This window comes from Pedobacter sp. BAL39 (genome assembly GCF_000170795.1).
Lineage (GTDB): Bacteria > Bacteroidota > Bacteroidia > Sphingobacteriales > Sphingobacteriaceae > Pedobacter.
The window spans coordinates 448,480-468,031 of sequence record NZ_ABCM01000001.1 but is presented as its reverse complement, the minus strand read 5'-3'; the positions used below and the strand labels follow the sequence as shown (position 1 = coordinate 468,031).

Here is a 19,552-nt window from a genome sequence, read left to right as displayed (position 1 = left end):
TCCCTGGCATACATCGAAAAAAATATAAGTACCAATGCGGCAGTTTTGAGTGAAGAGAAAGTAAACTACGAGAAGATTCCCTTTGTTGATTCCGGTGCTCCAGACCGAAACGTCATTAGCAAGCTAGACTTTCTGAAAGCCGTTAAATACAGCCTTTTTGAACAAAAAAGTGATTCGCTATTGCCTTTATATCAGATCCCGGGGATTAAACTGAAATATGGGGTACTTAATCTTCTGCAAGAACACCTGGACAGTAAAAGGTTTTGATAGACGAAGACCCTGACCATGCGATAAAAGATGTTGACGCAGATATTCAAAATTATTACAGATATTGCTGACGTTTAGCAAATATCAAATGGAGGTAGGGGGTATAACAGCAGATGTTTATTGGATAGAACAATTAAAAGAAGGTAATAACAGTGCGTTAAGTTACTTTTTTGACTTGCATTATACCTCACTATGTTACTTTGCAACTCGTCTGACTCAAGACGAGGCCGAAGCAAAAGATATTGTAGCAGAAAGCTTTGTTAAAGTATGGGAAAAACGTCTTGATTTCCCGACAGCTACTAACATCAAAGCATTTTTATATATCCGCTGCCGCAATGAGTGCCTTAATTATTTGAGGTCGCTTCAAAGGAAAACCGCCGCTCAGCAGCTTTACTTCGATCAGTTGACTTTAAATGACGATGGCATCCTTCATGAAATCATTCAGGCGGAATTTCTAAATATTTTGGATGAGGAAATAAACCTGTTGCCGCACAAATGCAGGCAGGTTTTTAAGCTGCTTTACTATGAAGGAAAAAGAACTGATGAAGTAGCTCAACAGCTGGACATTTCTGTAAAAACTGTCCGCAGTCATAAGGGAAATGCAATTGAGCTGCTGAAAACGGCATTTCTCAAAAAGGACATTTCAGGGCCATTGGTGCTCGCCCTGCTACTTTACCTTGATCGTAGCTAAAAAAGATAAAATAGTTTTGAGCGTTTGGTATTCCGGCGGTGTTTCTATATAAAATGAACAACAATACACATGCTTGAAAAGGAATTCCAGGTTTCCCGGTTGATTGCACTTTATTTCAGAGGAGCGCTTTCTGCTGCGCAGGAGCATGAATTAAATTTATGGCTGGCAGCATCAAAAAGTAACCGCGCCTATTTTGACAGCCTTAGCTCGGAGCAACAGCTATCCCTGGAACTAAAGACGTATGAAAACATCAAGAATACGACAAAGGACGAGGTCTGGAACATGACGCTTTCAAAATTGGAGGCAGGTAAAGAATGGTCAACGAAGAAAACACCAGGTCAAGTCAATGTGCTTAAACTGCGGTGGCAGAAACGGATTTTGGTCGCTGCATCCATTTTACTTATCCTAGGGATTGCAATAACGTTTTACGAGCGTAGGGCCGAAACCAGCCAAAATGATATTTCACAAAACGACGTGACCGCCGGATCAAATAAAGCATACATCACCCTTGCCGACGGAAAAACCATAACGCTGAACGGCAATAAGAGCGGGGTGATCATTAGTGGTTCCAATTTAAACTACAATGATGGATCTGCCGTTGCGGCTCCAACCAGCGGAGAGGCAAAACCATTTGAGGCACAATTCCTGACGATAACCATTCCCCTTGGCGGACAATATCAAATTAAACTAGGTGATGGTACACTTGTTTACCTGAATGCGGGCTCGTCGTTAAAATATCCGCTTTCTTTTTCCGGAGCAAATCGTAATGTCGTGCTACGAGGCGAAGCCTATTTTGAAGTGGCGAAGGATAAAACACATCCCTTTGTTGTAAAAACGAAAGGGCAGGAAGTCCAGGTGTTGGGTACGCACTTTAACGTAAACAGTTACGATGATGAACCCGTAATCAAAACAACATTGCTGGAAGGTGTGGTTAAGGTTGTCTCGCAAGCCCACAAGGACGTGATCTTAAACCCTGGTGAACAATCCGCAGTTTATCCGGCAGGCAGAATCAATGTCAAAACAGTAGACACGGCAAGTGCTGTTGCCTGGAAAAATGGCGATTTTGTTTTTAACGGCGACGACCTTAAATCGGTCATGAAGCAGCTTGCGCGCTGGTACAACGTAGAAGTCTCCTATGAAGGTAATATCGGTAATATTGGTTTTGTGAGCACGATCTCCAGAAGCAGGAAATTATCAGAAGTGCTGAACGCACTGGAGATGACAAAAGGTGTTCACTTTAAAATTGAAGGAAGGAGGATTTTAGTTATGCCTTAATGCTACAATAAGAGGTAAGCTAAAATAGTAGACCGGTGCGTTTCGTACCGCACCGGTCAGAAGTCTGGCTTACTGTCCACAACATGCGTCACACACATCGATCAACTTAACCAAACCAAACAAATGTATAAAATTTACTATACAATAGGGTATGGCATGCGCAGTCATACCATAGACTATCAACTAAAAAAATGGCTCATGCGAACCTGTTTAACCATTGCACTGCTGTGTGCGGCGTTCTTGCAGATTTCCCTGGCGGCAATGTCGCAGGGTGTCACCTTGTCGAAAAAAAATGCGCCCATTGCAGAGGTGTTTAAAGAAATCAGAAAGCAGACAGGTTACGATTTTGTCATCACTAACGCGCTCATTAAACAGGCTAAACCGGTAACGATAGTGTCCAGAGCAGAGGATTTAACTGCAGTACTGGACAGGTGTTTTGCAGATCAACCCTTTGCCTACACCATCAAAAATAAGATGATCGTCATCCAGCCTAAAACATCCTCCTTAATTCAGCAGATCGGTGAGATCTTCAATAATTTTGAGGTCCGTGGGATGGTGCTTGATGAGAAAGGCCTCCCGCTTGCAGGGGCAAATCTCTGGATATTGGGGCAAACCAAAGCCTATACCGTCACTGAGGACGGCAAATTCTGGTTCGACAATATGACCGGCGAGGAAAGCATCATTGTAAGATTTGTCGGTTACAAAACCGATACGGTAAAGGTCAATAACCGCCGTAATCTTGTGATCAGGATGGAACCCATGATCTCAGCATTGTCCACTGTTGAAGTTACCTATAATACAGGCTTCCAAACGTTAACAAAGGAACGTGCTACAGGTGCATTCGGTAAGCCGGATATGAAAGTTTTCAGTGAGCGTACCGGCAGCATGGACATCATTCAGCGACTGGAAGGACAGGTTGCGGGATTGCAGATTGCTACCATGGGCAACACCCTTTCTTCTAATTTGAATGGTAATGGTGTCAGCACCCGCAGAAGTCTGGTGCGTGGGGAATCGACGGTGCGTTTAAGCAAAGAGCCACTCTATGTTGTCAACGGAGTAGCAATTGAAGAACTTAGTGCTGTTAATCCAGACGACATCAAAGACATCACGGTGTTGAAAGATGCTGCGGCCTCAGCAATCTGGGGTGCGCGGGCCGCAAACGGCGTCATTGTCATCACTACCAAATCCGGCACAGGTGGGCGGCCCGTCATCAGCTATAATGCTTTTGTCAATTATTCCGCCCGCCCGGATTTAAGCTACAGCAACGCGATGAACTCGAAAGAATTTATCCAAACGGCAAAGGAGCTGTTCGATCCGGCTACCTTCCCGTTAAACTCGGTAGTTTATTCAGGTATGGCGCCTCATGACCTTATTTTATACAGTGGGCCTAAAGGGGACCCCGAAGTAAACCGCAAACTGGACAGTCTTGCCTCGATCGAAAACCGCAGCCAGGTGTCTGATCTGTTCTACCGCCCCGCAATGACGATCAATCAAACTGTCTCTGCGTCCGGTGGCCGTGATGGTTACAATTTTTACGCCTCGCTGGGACATACAGGCATTCAAAAAACGACCCCCGGTAGCAACAGCAATGCGTACAAGCTCAACCTCACACAGGGACTAACCTTGGGAAGCCGTGTAAAACTCACACTCAACACGTCATTGATCAATACGGTAATTCGCAGCAAAAACTATCCAAATTTAGGCGGCGCATCATTTCTTCCATACCAATTGTTTAGAGGGGCTGATGGAAATAACCTGACCGTCAATTACCTTTCAGGTTATCCGGAAGTCTTCAGGGAAAGTCACCAGGCACTCAGCCGGATCAATTTGGATTATGTTCCTTTGGACGAACTGGAACTGGGACACCGCGACAACAACAATGTAAACATCAATGTGACTGCCAATGCTACGGTTAGGTTATTTAAAGGCCTCAGTTTCGTCGGAACCTATGGTTACCAGAAATCGCCGGGTACGGCCATTTACTACCTTGACAATAAGGCGATCACGCAGAGAATACAAATTGTTAACCTGACACAAGCGAACGATGTGAATTCAGCGCCGGTTTACAATTATCCCGTGGAAGGAGGATTGTACCAGACAGGCAACAATGACCAACGGAACTGGACGGTACGTAACCAGCTGGCCTACGAAGCCAATTTCAGACAGGGGCGCGACCATCTGACTGTCCAGGTGGGTAATGATGTCAACGAGGGCTACAATATGTCCAGCACCACGACCATCATTGGTTACGATGAGACCTTGGGTACCTATCCGATTCTGGATTATGCCAGACTGCGGATGGGAATTCCAGGTACAGTTTCTGGTTATGGCTCCCTGTACTTTACACCATACGAAATCATGAAAGTTAAGTCGCGCTTTATCTCCTATTTCGGATTGAGCAGTTACCAGATCAATAACAAATATAGCATTGATGCGAGCATCCGCCAGGACTACAGCAATCAGTTCGGGAAGGACCTGTCCACCCAAAATAAACCGAGCTGGAGTCTAGGTGCCAAATGGCAAATCGCACGTGAGGATTTTATGAAACCAGTGACATGGATTAATGATTTAAGCCTCAGAGTTACCCATGGCCTGACAGGAAATTCCCCGGGAGTGGGCACAGGTGCACGTAATGATGTTTTTTACGCGGTAAATAGTTCCAATTCAGGTTCTACCCTGGCCGGAGATGCATTGACGCTGAGCTTAGTAGCCAACAATGCCTTAGCATGGGAAATCTCCCGCACCACTAACATCGGATTGGATTTTGGCCTGCTAAACAGGCGCCTGTCTGGAAGTATCGACGCCTATTATAAAAGTACTGACGATCTGATTGGCTCCCTGCCACTAAGCCCATGGACGGGACGGCAGCAGGGTGTCACAGGAAACATCGGAAAAATTGTCAATAAAGGCCTGGAGTTAAGTCTCCGCAGCGAAAATATAAGGAGCAGCAACTTTGGCTGGTCCACCAATTTCAACATCGCTTATAACTACAATAAACTGTTATCTTATAGTGTTCCTGATGCATATTCGAATACTGCTAATGCGATCGTTGGTGGATGGAACCCGCAGATCGGATACAATACCAATGCGATGTTTGCCTACCGTTTTGCCGGCCTGGATAATATGGGAGATCCTAAAATTTACCGTGCAGATGGCTCGGTTACTAAAGTGCCTAACGTGGCGCAGCCGGAAGATGTAGCATATATGGGCTCTACGCGAAGCCCTGTTTTCGGCGGACTAGGAAATAGCTTTAGATACAAAGATTTTAGTCTTACTGCCAATATGGTTTTTAGCTTAGGTGCGGTGATGCGTAGGGATGTTAATACATTTTACGCTGGAAGATTAACCACCACGAACTACCAGAATTACCTGTTGAACCGATGGAAAAAAGAGGGAGACGAAATGGATACTAACATTCCTTCTTTTGTAGCAGATTACTCAGTTAATTATTCCCGTCGTGATGTCAACTACTATACGATGAGTGATCTTAACGTAATTAGTGCTTCCTATCTGAAACTGAGGGACCTGACGCTTTCCTACAATTTACCATCAACAGCAGTCAGCTTCCTCAAAATTCAACAGGTAAATATGTTTGTTCAGGCCACTAACTTTTTATTGTGGGCCGCAAACAAAGATGGCATAGACCCAGAGGTACCAAGGAATACCTCCGTGATCAACCCCGGACATACCTATAGTCTTGGCCTAAACCTTTCCTTTTAACCACTAAGTAAAGAGAAATGAAAAAATATATGATACTGTCCATCGTTTTGCTCATCAGCTTCAGCTCCTGCAAAAAAAGTTGGTTGGACATTGTGCCATTAGGCAGCAAGGTGGCGGAAACCACAGATGATTTTGATAAAATCATGAACGACCCCGCCTTTTATAATTCAGAATTTTCCGGTGGATGGACCGAAGCGCAGCTGATGGGAGATGAGGTTGCAGCCGAGGGTGCCTATTTCGCCAATCGCGGTGAAAATGATTTGCGAAGTCGTTTTTTTGAATGGCGTGCAGACATCTATCCCAATTCCACAAAGATTCCCTATGCACTTAACAAACACCTGAGTCAGCTCTACCAGATAAATAAAGTCGTCAATGAGGTATTGAATTCGACAGGAGGCACAACCGCGCGCAAGCTTGAAATACGCGCGGAAGCTTTGGCTACCCGGGCATGGTCTAATTTTATCATGGCCAATTATTACTGTAAACCTTATGTGGCGGCCACGGCTTCGTCTGATCCTGGTTTCCCGATCATCAAGATTGCCGATATCAACATCAGATCTTATCCCCGCGGCACGGTGCAGGAAATTTATGATTTTATCATTCAGGATTTGAAGGAATCGCTGGAAAATATCAATAAGAAACCTGCCCTGGTTACCCGCTGGTCAAAGCCCGCAGTGGAAGGGTTTTTAGGAAAGGTGTACTTGTTTATGGGTAAGCCCGACGAAGCACTTCCTTTGTTAAAAGCTGCGCTGGCAGACGTAGCTGCTAACGGACAAACGGCCTTGTACAATTATAATCAAACCTTGCAGGCGGGAGGTAAATTTTTGCCAATTGACGAATACCGCGGGCCGGTAAACGGACCCGGTAACCTCGTAAACGACCTTCAGGAAGCGGTAGTATCGAAGGTATTTTATAGCGGGACTTACAACGGGAATTTTACCGGTAATGAAGGACTGGTATTGACAGATGAGGCGAAAGTTCTCTATGGAGCCAACGATTTGCGGTTGAGCTTTTACACCAACACCAACCTGGACAACACGTTGAATGCTGCCGGGCGACTTCGTAAATATGGCGTGACTTTCTCCAGGTGGGGACTGCAACTGCCGGAATTGTACCTGCTCGCGGCGGAAGCCAAGGCAAGGACGAATGATCTTGCCGGAGCTGTATCTGATTTGCAAACACTCAGAAGCAACAGGATCCAGGCGGTCGATGCAGACGGAAATGCGATTAACGATGCGATGGTTCCTGCAGCTGCTGCCAGCAATCGAGTGGCACTAATTCAGTTCATCATGGAAGAAAGAATCCGGGAGTTTGCGGTGGAAGGCTATCGTTGGTTCGATATGCGCAGGCTCGCCGTGGATCCTTTGTTTCCAAACTTAGCGTTTAAACATACCTTGTACAATGCGGATGGCAGCATCACGACATACACCCTGAAATTGCCAGAGCGTTTGGTCATGCAGCTACCACCCAATATCGTTGAAGGAGATCCCGGGTTAATTAATAACCCTTAGACAGACGAATAAATAACCACTTTATCTTTTCATAACTAACAACCCCGGTCGCCAGCAGGCGTTCCGGGGCTGATAAACTATTGTATGCAAACAAGTATTGTAAAAATTGAGCATTTATCTCATCGTTATAGCAGCTCATGGGCAATCCGGGACATTAACCTTGAAATCGCCCACACGGGTATTGTAGGGCTGTTGGGGTCCAATGGCGCGGGTAAATCGACCACCATGAACATCCTCTGTGGTGCTTTGAATCAAACTGAAGGACGGGTGCTCATCAATGGCATTGATATGCGAAAGGATCCCAAACAAGCGAAAAGGGAAATCGGGTTTTTACCGCAAAATCCGCCTTTGTATATGGATTTCACGGTAGATGAATATTTAACCTACTGTGCCGGATTGCGACTTATGGAAAAAAGATCCATAAGGGCTGCGGTAGATGAAGCGAAAGAAAAGACCGGCATCACACATTTCAGCAGCAGGCTGATCAGTAACCTGTCCGGCGGGTACCGGCAACGTGTGGGCATCGCACAAGCCATTATCCATCGTCCGCGTCTGGTGGTGTTGGATGAGCCGACCAATGGCCTGGATCCAAATCAGATCACGGAAGTAAGGACCCTGATCCGGGATATTGCTACGGAACGTGCAGTGATCTTCTCTTCCCATGTTTTGTCAGAAGTGCAATTGCTTTGCAAAGACATCCGGATGATCGAGGGTGGCAGGATTGTTTTTTCTGATACCATGGATGCTTTCAATAATTATGTGGAGCCGCATAGTGTGGTCATGCACCTGGAAAACCCGCCATCGGCAGCTGATATTCTCATGATTGAGGGAGTGACCAATGTTGATTTCCTGAGTGCAAAGCAGCTTCGTGTATACTTTAACGGCGACCAGGAAATCACCGAGCGCCTGGTGGCAGCAAGTATTCAACATGGATGGCGCTTGCGCGAAATTACGCTAGACAAAACCGCGCTTGACGAAATTTTTAAACAACTATCTGGTAAATCATCTAATCACATTAAATAGTGAAAACCGTATTCAGAATTGCAAAGGCAGAGCTCAGAAGCCTGTTTTATTCACCTATTGCATGGCTTTTAATCATCGTATTCATGATCCAGTCTGCACTCACCTATATGGATCAGCTGGGCAATACCGTTAGTCAGCAGGAACTGGGAGGCACGGCTTTATTATATTTGGACACGCTTACCTTCCGGATCTTCACGGACATCTTTGGCTTTTTCGGCAGCGTCATGCGGAATTTATACCTGTACATTCCGTTGTTAACCATGAGCCTCATCAGCAGGGAAACCAGCAGCGGAACCATCAGGTTGTTGTATTCTTCGCCGATCAGTGTCTGGGAGATCGTTTTCGGCAAGTACCTGTCGATGATGATCGTAAATCTCTTGTTCGTAGGAGTGGCCGGCATCTTTGTGGTATCCGGTGTTTTTCAGATTAAAGATGCAGAGATCGGGATGTTGATGACGGCAATGCTGGGGCTCTACCTGTTGCTATGCACGTATGCTGCCATCGGCCTGTTCATGTCATCTTTGACCAATTATCAGGTGGTGGCTGCGATCTGTACCTTTGCAACCATAGGCGTACTCAGCTATGTGGAAACCTGGTGGCAAGGAGTAGAATTTGTAAGAGACCTCACTTACTTTTTATCCATAAACGGCCGGACGCAGAATTTGATGGAAGGCTTGGTGACTACCAAAGATGTGTTTTACTTCATCCTGATCATTTACCTGTTTCTGGGCCTTAGTATTTTTAAACTTAAAGCGGGTATGGAATCCAAGCCGGCTTTGATTAAAACATCCAGATATCTGGCTGTTGTGGTTTCGGCACTTTTGCTGGGTTATTTGTCTTCTCGCCCAGGTATGATTGGCTACCATGATGCCACCTCAAACAAGAACAGGACGCTGACACCAAATGCACAGCAGATCATAACAGAACTTAAAGCTGAGCCTTTGGAGGTTATTGCATACAACAACCTCCTGAGCAATTTCTGGTATATGGGCAGTGCCCAGTATTATAACAAAAACCAGGCGTTGTGGGCACCCTATCTGCGTTTTGATCAGAACATCACTTTTAAAACGGTGAATTACTATGATGCTCCGACAGATAGTAAACTCTTCAAGTATTATCCCGGCAAAAACCTAGAAGAAATCGCGGAGATCTTTGCCCGAAACAACAATGTTGAACTAAAGAGCCTCCTAAAGCCTGCTGAAATCCGTAAGATGATTGATCTGGAACCAGAAATGTACCAGTATGTCATGCTATTGAAGTGGAAAGGAAGGCAGACTTTTCTTCGTGTGTTTGATGATCCGATGATCTGGCCAAGTGAAACTGAGGTATCCGCTGCGTTTAAGCGACTGCTGCAGGCAAAGATGCCTAAAATCAGTTTTCTTACAGGTGACCTGGAAAGAAACATTCATAAAACGGGCGATCGGGAGTACAAGGCCCTCACTAACCTGGCCACTTTTCGCCATTCACTGGTTAATCAGGGGTTTGACGTAGATACGCTTTCTTTAGAAAACCGCGAGGTACCTAAAGACATTACTGCGCTTGTCATTGCCGATCCTAAAATTGCTTTCAGTCCGGCCACGATGACCAGGCTGCGTAAATATATCAACGACGGAGGAAACTTGCTGGTCGCTGCTGAACCAGGAAAACAAGATGTTGTCAACCCGCTGTTGAAGGAACTTGGTGTGCAGGTGATGCAAGGGATGTTGATTCAAGAGAGCAAGGACATGGCACCCACCTTAGTTACGCCAGAGCTGACTAAGTTTGCAGGCACCTTCTCAAAACGGGTCGCAGAAAGTCTTTCGGATAGCATGAAGGTGTCAATGCCGGGTGCAGCTGGTCTTTCTTATGTTAGCGGGGGACCATTTGATGTTCAGCCATTGTTGCTGACCGATCAAAGGCTGAGCTGGAATCGGCTAAAGCCATTAGGTACCGATATCGTGACCGCAAGTTTAAATCAACAGGAGCCATCCGCATCTCCTTCTGCTGTGGCAAACAGAAGCAACACCGGTACCGTCAGCTTTTCGTCGGCGGAAGGTGATGTGAGAGGAGCTATTCCAACTGTACTGAGCCTTAGCCGCAAGGTGAACGGTAAAGCGCAGCGAATCATTGTTGCCGGCGACGCAGATTTCATGAGTAATGTGGAATTGCAGCGGATGAATGTACGGACGGCTAACTTTGCGTTCAACACGGCATTGTTTAGCTGGATGTGTGATGGGGAGTTTCCTATTGATACTTCCCGTCCCAGGGCAAAAGACAATCGGGTGAACGTCAATAGGGAACAGTTAGCTGCGCTACGCATTTTATATGTCTGGATCTTGCCAGGATTGCTGATGGCTTTTGGCGTTATTTTGTTAATTAGAAGGAAGAGGAAGTAGATGAAGTTATTTACAACAGATCAACAAACGCTTGATGATTTAAATATTTTTGGTAAACACGGAAGCGATTCTGTGTTTGCCCTCTTTAACAAAACAGCGACGCGGGGTGGTGCGGCCTTGCTGGAAGCATTTTTTAGGAATCCGATGTCAGACGAGGCTGCCATTAGTCAGCGCAGCGTACTGATCAGGTACTTCGCTTCAAAAGCAGTAGGCTTTCCTTTTGATCCTGCAGATTTTGTGATCATAGAACAGTACCTGAGCAATACAGATGAACGCAGTAAGCTCTCAGCTCAAGTGCAGTCTGCTTCAGCCAAGCTAACCAGTTTGATCGCTGTAGACGCAGAGGTAGCTTCTTTTCATAAAGGCATTAACGCTGTTGCCAGCCTGATGAAAAAAATGAGGACATTTTTGAACAGTTTAGAGGTGGGGATCCATGACTATTATCAGAAGGATAGCGTTGCATTGCTATCAATTTTAAGTCATCCTGATTTCGCTGAAGTGCTGGAGCATCAGGCCGAAAAGAAGTTTTCCAATACCGAGTATGCGACCTATGATGTGCTTTTCCGCTTTCGCAACCGGGAGCTGATCCATGAATTGCTGCAGCAGGTCTATCAATTGGATGTCTATCTGGCCATAGCCAAAACTGCCCTGGAACACAATTTCAGCTTCCCCTTAGCATTGCCCGGAGATCAGCAGGTAGTTCAGCTGGAAGGCTTTTATCATCCCCAACTTAAAGAGGCAGTTTCTAATTCCATTGAGATTAACCGGGATAGCAATGTGATATTTCTGACCGGAGCAAATATGGCCGGAAAGTCCACCTTTATGAAGTCGCTAAGTGTCAACATGTACTTAGCACACATGGGATTCCCTGTGGCTGCAGATGGGATGCGGTTTTCGGTGTTGGATGGCATTTATACCACGATCAATCTACCGGATAACCTTGGTATGGGAGCAAGTCATTTTTACGCTGAAGTCCTTCGCGCAAAAAAGATAGCGGCTGAACTAAAAACTAAAAACCTGTTCATCGTATTTGATGAGCTTTTCAGAGGTACAAATGTCAAGGATGCCGGAGAAGCAACCATTGCGCTCACAGAAGGTTTTGCCAGAAAGCGTGGAAGCATATTTGTCATCTCTACCCATATCATCGAAGCTGGGGATGTGCTGCGGGAAAAATGTTCGAACATCAGCTATGTATACCTGCCTACATCGATGTCAGGTAATACGCCGGTTTACACCTACAAACTAAAACAGGGAATAACGGAAGACCGGCATGGAATAATCATCATCAACAATGAAGGAATCCTGCAAGCCCTGGATTGTGGGTTAAATGTGCAGGAAAAGTCAGTTGGACAGGTGGTTAGCGTAAGTGAAAAGCCAGTCGCGTTTACTGTTGATCAACAAACCTTAACTGACCTAAACCTGCTGGGGAAATATAAATCGAATTCGGTTTATAACTCCTTTAATAAAGTCGAAACGTTAGGAGGGGAACGTCTGCTGCAAGAAATGTTTCATCATCCCTTAACAGATGCTGAGCAAATCAACCTACGCAGCAGTTTATTCAAATATTTCGGCAGTCTGGGCTTTACGTTTCCTGTAAAAAAGGAGCTGTTTGTACTTGCGGAAGGCTATTTAACGTCAGGCACTGAGAGCAATTTACCTTCGGCATTGCTAGGTCTGCTTTCTAAAAAGCTGCAGGCTGAGTTTTTAAAAGACGAGCAGTTCAGTTTTATTCATGATGGACTATTGGCTGCCATTAAGATGCTGAAGTTATATGCGGGGTTTGTCGAGAAACTGGCTGCAATTTGCCTGACTGGTAGCCCTTATTTTGAGGAACTGGCATCCCAGCAAAGGATAATAAATGACAAGCGTTTAGGTTTTCTTCACACCGGGCAAAGTCTGGAAAAGTTGTCCTTGTTTGAGGTGGCGAAATATGACTTCCTGTTCAAACATACGCTTAGAAATGAAGTGGAAGTCGTGCTCAATTGCTTATATCGGTTGGATGTGTTCTTTGCTGTAAGTGGGGTTGGTAAACATCGGGGATACGCTTATGCACATGCACTCCCTCCTACAGAAAACATCATGCGATTAACGGGATTGGTGCACCCGGCATTGGTTCGTGGAATCCCAAATGCTGTGTCCCTGACCCAGGACGAAAATATGATGTTCCTGACCGGGGCGAATATGGCAGGTAAGTCGACCTTCATGAAGGCTTTCGGCATTGCAGTTTACCTGGCACACATGGGGTTCCCCGTAGCGGCGGAGGATATGCAGTTTTCCGTTAAAGATGGGTTATATACTTCGATCAATGTACCAGACAGTCTGACCGATGGGCATAGCCACTTTTACGCAGAAGTTCTGCGTGTTAAAAAAGTAGCAGAAGAAGTGGGAGCGGGCAAAAAACTGGTTGTCATATTTGATGAATTGTTTAAAGGTACAAATGTGAAAGATGCTTATGATGGTACGTTGGCAGTGACCGGGGCATTTTCAAAATACAGGAGCTGTTTCTACATCGTGTCTACACATATCATCGAAGTGGGGCCTGCTTTACAGAATAGCGGGAGCCAGGTACAGTTTGCGTATTTGCCTACGGTGATGGAGGGAAATAAACCTAAGTATACTTATAAACTTGAACAAGGTATTACATCGGATCGACAGGGGATGCTGATTATAGAGAATGAAGGGATTTTTGACCTGTTAAAATCAAAGTAAAACCATGCCAATGGCGATGTTTAGATCTTTGTATGACGAAGCTGCAATTTTTTATTTCTATGTGCTGCAAACCTTTTGTCTGAGTAATGGGTTAAGGCATGAAGTCAGTAAGGTATTGCTTACTACTCATCACATCCCAGCTTTGTAACTATGTATAAATTCCATCAGATTCTGCTTTTGCTGTTTTCTCTATTTTATCTGCCTGTTCAGAGTTTTGCTCAGGCCACACCTGCCGCCAGCTTCTCATTATTTCATCCTGTGCCAAAAGCGCAGATGAGGGATATGGAAACGGACCGTCCAGATGTGACCGAATCTCCCTTCACGGTGGATGCCGGGCATTTTCAATATGAAACTGATTTCGTCAGAGTGACCCGGGAGCGATCTGAGCAAAGCCAGACAAATACATTGCTGATCAATCAGGCCAATTTGAAAATTGGATTGACAGGTTCTACTGCCATACAGATAGGACTGCAGAGTTTTGGCCGTCAAAAAGAACTTGACCTGGCTTCGGGCGAGCGCAAGGTGAGCTCTGGTATTGGCGATGTAACGTTAAGAATCAAGCAGAATCTTGTAGGCAATGATGACGGTAATTTTGCGCTTGCTATTTTACCGTATGTCAAGTTCCCCAGTTCAAAGTATGATCATCAAAGCCGCTTTGAAGGCGGGATGATTGTTCCTATGTTATTCAAACTACCCGGTGAATGGAACCTTGGGCTCCAGGTACAAGCAGACCGGCTTAAAGATGCCGATGCGCAGGCAATGCATACTGAGTTTTTACAAGCGCTGACGCTGAGCCATGCGCTGATAAAAGGAATGGACGGTATTGCAGAAACTTATTATACCTATGACCTTAAAGCACATCAATGGTCTAATTTTTTAAATGCGTCTGTCCAGGTAGAGGCCAGTAAAGACTTTAAACTTGATGCCGGTTTGAATTGTGGACTACAGAAAACAGCTTCCAAACAATACTTTATCGGCGCATCATGCCGATTTTAGCAGTGTACGCTTCTCCCGCTACGTTCAAATGAAGCACCTGGCTGATCAAGACAAAGCCAAACATCTTGGCATTTGACTTTCATTCTGCACTACCAGTAACTTTGTTAATTTCAGGGCTCATATCCCTCGTCAAAAGCGGTTAGTATTAATGCTGGTTTTGTTCTGGAATATTTAATGGAAATGCTATCTCCTGCTTTTATTTGGTGGCGCACATGTGAAGAGAAATTGATAGGTGTGATATACGTTTCCCCGTCTACCTGGTAAACAACAACCATCTTGTTTTTTCTTAGATGCTTGCTTTTAATAATGCCACGTGTGCTGCCATAGTTTTGATGAATGAAATGTATGCGTTCTGTCTGCTGCTGTTGCAAATAAACATATAATATAATCACAGCGATAACGGCTACGCCTAATAACATGATGAATGCCTTACTGTATAGTGATACCTTCTGGGGCATAGATTATTATTAATTTAGATCGTCCATTTTTCCCTTCCTGCGCCTCGGTTTATTCAAAGTTATAAACTCTGCCAAGTTGCTTTCGATAGACAATATCAAATCAAGCAACAAACTCACTTCGATAATGTTCGTGTCTAGTCGTTTATATTTTCCATTGCCGCCATTTCGAAACTGGTTGGCGAAACCCCGTGGAATCTTATTGCTTTGCACGGTGAGGGCACTGGCATATTTATAAAGCGTTGAAATAAAGTCGACAAGTACTCCTTGATAGGACACCCGCATCTGTTTATAACTTTTGGAATCCATCCGTATTAATTTACAAGCAGAAAATCTTCCTGATTCAGTACATATATCACGATCATTTAAATCAGTCCGCTCGTATATGAGATGCCTAAAATTAAAAGCGTGTTTAAATCTGCTAATCCGGGAGAATGTCTGATAACCGTTTTGTACAAAAGGGTCATCAACCCCACCGAGGAATACAAGGTGCTCAATTGGCTGATATATCGAATTGTGGAACTCCTTTGGGTAGGACTTCTTAGATTTTTTAAAAGCCAGGTAATAATTATAGTCGTAAACATCTGACCACATGCTAGTCAGGACAATTACTAAGCCACGAATGAGTAAATCAAATTCGAAGGCGTCATTTTCAGATGGGTATCTAATTTCCATATGTTTTAATTTTTGCGCCAATATATCAGGAGTAAATGGAATTCCTTTGGTGTCAACTAGCTGAATTTTAGGTGTCATAATTTGCTCATTTTTCCTGCAGGTTCGTGTGAAAACCTTGAAGACGCATTTCGCTAAAACAGCTACAAAACCACAGCATTTTTGGTAGAGTTTGATACTGATTCTTGCAATCAAATATTCTAAATAGTTGATTTTTAGTTTTTTATTAAAAAAAATAATTCTCTTTGAACAGGGAATTGTTGATTTGCAATCAATGTAAATTTATTGTTATAGTATCTTGTGATAGGTTACGAACAGTAAAACTTTATGTGTCAAAGAAATTTTGTGTCGCAAATTAATATTGTTTGATTTACATTTGGACATGTCTGAACGTCCTCCATGCCCAATCTCCCCCTCCATTGACGCTGCTCAATTCTGGAACATTTCCTGGCAAATTGTTAAAGGTGCCAAGTTTTCACAGAAGCGCCAGATTATCGAATATATCTGTAAAGAATACGCAACTGGCAACCACCCACCGATGGGAAGGATGCCGTCAATAAATAGTTTGTCTAAGCAAATCGGAACCGATCGCTCGAATGTCCAGAAGGCTTACCATGCTTTAAAAAAACAGGACACGATTCTTTACGGTTTCGGAAAGATCACTAAAATGTATCCTCTTAATGTCCAGGATGATGAGGATGAGCCGAGAGCAGATGATCTGCCTATATTTGGGAACGACTACGATTTTTCATTTCTGGACCAGTCCAAGCTGAATATGTTAACCCTTGGAAAGTCAGGTGCCGAAATGCTCAGAGAAGCTTATCATGAACCGGAGCAGTATAAGCTAACGGGAAGTTTAGTCAGGGGGCGCAGCACATCTCAGGAATATATTCTTGACATCGGAGCCAGATATCTGCTTCGGAATAAATACATCACGAGTGTAAGACATGTATGTATTATACCCGAAAATTTTGCATTGACCAAGGTACTCAAATCCATTACTAAAAGTGGAGACCATGTGGCTATGGTGTCTTATTCCGACTATACCGCAATGTCATCCATTGCAGACCTTAACAGGAAACTGGTCTTTACTGGTGCGGACGAGGACGGTATGTTAACCGACAACTTAAAATCGGCCTGTCTGAAACATACCATTAAAGCAGTGTTGATCAGGCAAACATCCGATTTTCCTGTTCCGAATACCTTATCGGAAAGCCGGTTTATCGAACTGATTGCCATGTCCAAAGCTTATGGCTTCTGGATCATCATGCTGGATGATGATCATTTTTATCGCGATGAACCTGGCATAAATCCACGTATAGACAGTAGACGAGTCATCTATTTATGTCATTATCCCGCTTTCAATCCGTTGTACAATGTCTATCTCGTGACTGGTCCCCCACATCTTTTTGATTCCATAAGCAGGAAGCTGGCCCGGGCTTTTGCCACCTGGCCAGTGATCCGCCAAAAGGTAGCGAGACTGGATGAAAGCAGGGCAAGACTGGAAAAAGAAATCAGCATCATCAACCAACAACGTGCTCAGGGACGTCTTGCTATTGAGAAAGTACTGAGTAAATTGATCACGAAAAAAGTGGAGGTGATTATCCCCAGGTCAGGAACTTTCGCTTCTATTATCTATCAGGAAACAGTGCCCTTACACATCACTGAATTCACCAGGACCAGCCCGGTTTTTCATGAAAATGAAAACCTCAACCATGAACCTGATAAACCGGTAAAAATTGTACGTATCAGTCTTTTGACGACCGACTGGAGTCCGATACACAGCATACTGGAGTTCATGAATTGGGAAAAGTAAACCCATTTCAGGAATTCCTGTCAGCCCTATACACCGGCTATATACCGGCTAGGTGTGAAGGCGTCTTGCAGACGGGATGACAAGGGGTTAATGAGGTAAAATGGCCCTTTAACCTTGTGAACCCCTTGTCATCCCCTTGATAACCCCTTGTTAACCTTAGCCCTCATATAGGGCGTGGTTAGCCACAAACTGAATTAACCAAGTCATCACATAAAACCAAGAAAAATGCCGAATTCTAAAAGAAATCCTAAAGGAAAACGATCGAAAAAAGTGGGGCGCACTGTGAGTTATCTATTAAATGGCAAGATGGTAACACGTAGCGTGGGGATCCGTACCACGCCGTTTACTCCAAATGAACTTGCAATTCAATTTTTGGTAAAATTAGTTCAGAAATTTATGAATTCAATTGAAGGTTTTCTCCATGTCGGTTATGAGCTGGAAGCCCGCCTTCAACACCAAAACCAACAAAATGTATCCTTTTCCTATATCCGGAAAAATGCGATCGCAGGTATATATCCCGATGTTGGCATTGATTACGCCAAGGTACTTGTAGCCATGGGCGCATTAGGGCCGCCCATGGATCCGGTCGTCACGATCGTCAATAATGAGCTCCTGTTTACCTGGAAGTACGATCCCACAGATCCGGCACAGCAATGGGCAGATCAGGTGATGCTGCTGGCTTACTTCCCTGAAGTGAACAAATCGGTGTATATCACTGCCGGTGAGCGTCGTGAAAAAGAACGTGCGCTGCTGGAGCTGCCCAGGTACCTGAAGTTCAGCATCATTGAAACTTGTATTGCCTTCGTTGCCAGCGACCGCAGAAAGATATCTAACAGCGTGTATACCGGCCGGTTAACCTTAACTAAATCCCTCTAAGCATTATGTATTTAAGAAGAATATTAGAAGTACTGGAATTCCTCAAAGAACTCCTGGAACGCAATACCCAAATTCTGGAGCATGTAGGACTTACTGTGTTCCCCAATCCTGATAAATACCTTTCCACCTCAGAAGCCAGCTACCTGCTGAAAAAATCTGAGAAGACCCTATACAACTGGGGCGTCAGAGGATGGATTGCCTTCAGGAAAATCGGAGGTGCGAACTATTACCTGGAATCAGACGTGATGATGCTGGTCAACAATAAAGGGCGAAAAGCCTGACCCGAGTTCGGTAAAAGCCAGTAACTGGTCGGTAAAAACCGGTAAAATCCGGCAATATGGTGCTGTACGTTAGGAAGTTATGATTTAACGTTCTACTTTCGTTTCAACGAGCCGGAAACATCCGGAGGTGGAAAGCTCGAAATAACAAAATGTTTAACAATTAAATTTTAACAATTATGGCAACTAACAGAAATGGATATCTCGGACCCTTTAGTGGAAAACTAGGGCCAGCAATGGGATCCGTATGGAGAGGCATACAAGTCATCAAGACCCTGCCTGCTCCCTCCAACAAACCACCAACCGCAAAGCAGTTGGATCAGCACGCAAAGTTTGGGCTGGTAACCGATTTCCTGGGTAAACTATCCAGCTACATCAAGCGTGTGTTCCAGAGCTATACCATGGGAGTTACACCAATGAACGTAGCTGTAAAGTATCATCTTGAAAAGGCGGTATCAGGTGTCTACCCACTTTACGAGATCAATTATCCAAATGTGCTGCTCACAGATCCCAACTCGGACGGAATTGATGAGCTGCTAAACCCGGTGCTGACTGCATTACCGATGCATAAGATCAAGATCGACTGGGATACGGAGAACTTCCGGCCGGAAACGAAAGCAACAGATAAGCTGACTGTCGTTTTCTACAGCGAGGCAAAAGACGTCATTATGGGTACTGCGCTTACACCAGCCCGTACCGATAAGACAATGACTTTTACTTCATCGCGTCAGTTTGCTGCCGCGCCAGTGCATGGCTGGGGATACTTTGTCTCCGATGACGGTAAGATCGTTTCTCCAACAGTTTACCTTGGCTCGATCCAGACGATCGACGCCTAAAGATTTCCCGGCAGCGTGTTCAGCGCTGCCGGGTATCTGAAAACAACCATTT

Annotated in this window: 14 protein-coding genes; 12 read left to right on the top strand and 2 right to left on the bottom strand. The window is 44.7% G+C overall.

The genetic code is table 11. From position 1 onward, the window contains the following. Positions 1–355: 355 nt before the first annotated feature. The 8 genes from PBAL39_RS02080 (at position 356) to PBAL39_RS02040 (ending at position 14,567) form a co-directional block, all read left to right on the top strand. Positions 356–958 (top strand): RNA polymerase sigma factor, encoded by a 603-nt coding sequence (locus tag PBAL39_RS02080; RefSeq protein ID WP_008237753.1) that lies wholly within the window; start codon positions 356–358, stop codon positions 956–958. Between the two features lie 69 nt (positions 959–1,027). Continuing rightward, the gene (locus PBAL39_RS02075; protein ID WP_008237751.1) at positions 1,028–2,233 is read left to right on the top strand and encodes a FecR family protein; all 1,206 of its coding nucleotides are present in this window, start codon (positions 1,028–1,030) and stop codon (positions 2,231–2,233) included. 198 nt (positions 2,234–2,431) lie between these two features. Beyond that, positions 2,432–5,953, top strand: a complete 3,522-nt coding sequence (locus tag PBAL39_RS02070; protein WP_157273853.1) for a SusC/RagA family TonB-linked outer membrane protein — start codon at positions 2,432–2,434, stop codon at positions 5,951–5,953. A gap of 17 nt (positions 5,954–5,970) precedes the next feature. After that, the gene (locus tag PBAL39_RS02065) at positions 5,971–7,464 is read left to right on the top strand and encodes a RagB/SusD family nutrient uptake outer membrane protein (protein ID WP_008237747.1); all 1,494 of its coding nucleotides are present in this window, start codon (positions 5,971–5,973) and stop codon (positions 7,462–7,464) included. An 84-nt stretch (positions 7,465–7,548) separates the two neighbouring features. Then, complete coding sequence (locus PBAL39_RS02060; RefSeq protein WP_008237745.1) at positions 7,549–8,487, top strand: ABC transporter ATP-binding protein; 939 nt, start codon at positions 7,549–7,551, stop codon at positions 8,485–8,487. Next, a complete protein-coding gene (locus tag PBAL39_RS02055; RefSeq protein ID WP_008237739.1) occupies positions 8,487–10,862 on the top strand; it encodes a DUF4350 domain-containing protein in 2,376 nt (791 codons plus the stop codon). The genes PBAL39_RS02060 and PBAL39_RS02055 overlap by 1 nt, the downstream gene beginning before the upstream one ends. After that, positions 10,863–13,571, top strand: coding sequence for a putative mismatch repair-like protein (locus PBAL39_RS25660; protein WP_008237738.1), 2,709 nt, complete (start codon positions 10,863–10,865; stop codon positions 13,569–13,571). 150 nt (positions 13,572–13,721) lie between these two features. After that, the gene (locus PBAL39_RS02040; RefSeq protein ID WP_008237727.1) at positions 13,722–14,567 is read left to right on the top strand and encodes a transporter; all 846 of its coding nucleotides are present in this window, start codon (positions 13,722–13,724) and stop codon (positions 14,565–14,567) included. A gap of 110 nt (positions 14,568–14,677) precedes the next feature. Here PBAL39_RS02040 and PBAL39_RS02035 read toward each other — a convergent pair whose 3' ends face one another. Together PBAL39_RS02035 and PBAL39_RS02030 are read right to left on the bottom strand one after the other, a co-directional pair. Continuing rightward, the gene (locus PBAL39_RS02035; protein WP_008237721.1) at positions 14,678–15,025 is read right to left on the bottom strand and encodes a hypothetical protein; all 348 of its coding nucleotides are present in this window, start codon (positions 15,023–15,025) and stop codon (positions 14,678–14,680) included. A gap of 9 nt (positions 15,026–15,034) precedes the next feature. After that, positions 15,035–15,775 (bottom strand): hypothetical protein, encoded by a 741-nt coding sequence (locus PBAL39_RS02030; protein ID WP_008237719.1) that lies wholly within the window; start codon positions 15,773–15,775, stop codon positions 15,035–15,037. Positions 15,776–16,076: 301 nt separating this feature from the next. Between PBAL39_RS02030 and PBAL39_RS02025 the strand changes: the two genes are divergently transcribed. The 4 genes from PBAL39_RS02025 (at position 16,077) to PBAL39_RS02010 (ending at position 19,500) form a co-directional block, all read left to right on the top strand. After that, positions 16,077–17,510, top strand: a complete 1,434-nt coding sequence (locus PBAL39_RS02025; protein ID WP_008237717.1) for a GntR family transcriptional regulator — start codon at positions 16,077–16,079, stop codon at positions 17,508–17,510. A 225-nt stretch (positions 17,511–17,735) separates the two neighbouring features. Then, on the top strand, positions 17,736–18,386 hold the full coding sequence (locus tag PBAL39_RS02020) for a DUF6266 family protein (RefSeq protein WP_008237716.1): 651 nt from the start codon (positions 17,736–17,738) through the stop codon (positions 18,384–18,386). A 5-nt stretch (positions 18,387–18,391) separates the two neighbouring features. Beyond that, positions 18,392–18,667 (top strand): helix-turn-helix domain-containing protein, encoded by a 276-nt coding sequence (locus PBAL39_RS02015; RefSeq protein ID WP_008237715.1) that lies wholly within the window; start codon positions 18,392–18,394, stop codon positions 18,665–18,667. Positions 18,668–18,843: 176 nt separating this feature from the next. After that, the gene (locus PBAL39_RS02010; protein ID WP_157273851.1) at positions 18,844–19,500 is read left to right on the top strand and encodes a DUF6266 family protein; all 657 of its coding nucleotides are present in this window, start codon (positions 18,844–18,846) and stop codon (positions 19,498–19,500) included. Positions 19,501–19,552 lie beyond the last annotated feature (52 nt).

What these genes read in the sequence shown, in the direction of transcription:
- PBAL39_RS02035 (WP_008237721.1), bottom strand. Translation starts at nt 15,025, where the DNA reads ATGCCCCAGAAGGTATCACTATACAGTAAGGCATTCATCATGTTATTA.
- PBAL39_RS02065 (WP_008237747.1), top strand. Translation starts at nt 5,971, where the DNA reads ATGAAAAAATATATGATACTGTCCATCGTTTTGCTCATCAGCTTCAGC.
- PBAL39_RS02060 (WP_008237745.1), top strand. Translation starts at nt 7,549, where the DNA reads ATGCAAACAAGTATTGTAAAAATTGAGCATTTATCTCATCGTTATAGC.
- PBAL39_RS02080 (WP_008237753.1), top strand. Translation starts at nt 356, where the DNA reads ATGGAGGTAGGGGGTATAACAGCAGATGTTTATTGGATAGAACAATTA.
- PBAL39_RS02070 (WP_157273853.1), top strand. Translation starts at nt 2,432, where the DNA reads ATGCGAACCTGTTTAACCATTGCACTGCTGTGTGCGGCGTTCTTGCAG.
- PBAL39_RS02025 (WP_008237717.1), top strand. Translation starts at nt 16,077, where the DNA reads ATGTCTGAACGTCCTCCATGCCCAATCTCCCCCTCCATTGACGCTGCT.
- PBAL39_RS02030 (WP_008237719.1), bottom strand. Translation starts at nt 15,775, where the DNA reads ATGACACCTAAAATTCAGCTAGTTGACACCAAAGGAATTCCATTTACT.
- PBAL39_RS25660 (WP_008237738.1), top strand. Translation starts at nt 10,863, where the DNA reads ATGAAGTTATTTACAACAGATCAACAAACGCTTGATGATTTAAATATT.
- PBAL39_RS02075 (WP_008237751.1), top strand. Translation starts at nt 1,028, where the DNA reads ATGCTTGAAAAGGAATTCCAGGTTTCCCGGTTGATTGCACTTTATTTC.
- PBAL39_RS02015 (WP_008237715.1), top strand. Translation starts at nt 18,392, where the DNA reads ATGTATTTAAGAAGAATATTAGAAGTACTGGAATTCCTCAAAGAACTC.
- PBAL39_RS02040 (WP_008237727.1), top strand. Translation starts at nt 13,722, where the DNA reads ATGTATAAATTCCATCAGATTCTGCTTTTGCTGTTTTCTCTATTTTAT.
- PBAL39_RS02010 (WP_157273851.1), top strand. Translation starts at nt 18,844, where the DNA reads ATGGCAACTAACAGAAATGGATATCTCGGACCCTTTAGTGGAAAACTA.
- PBAL39_RS02020 (WP_008237716.1), top strand. Translation starts at nt 17,736, where the DNA reads ATGCCGAATTCTAAAAGAAATCCTAAAGGAAAACGATCGAAAAAAGTG.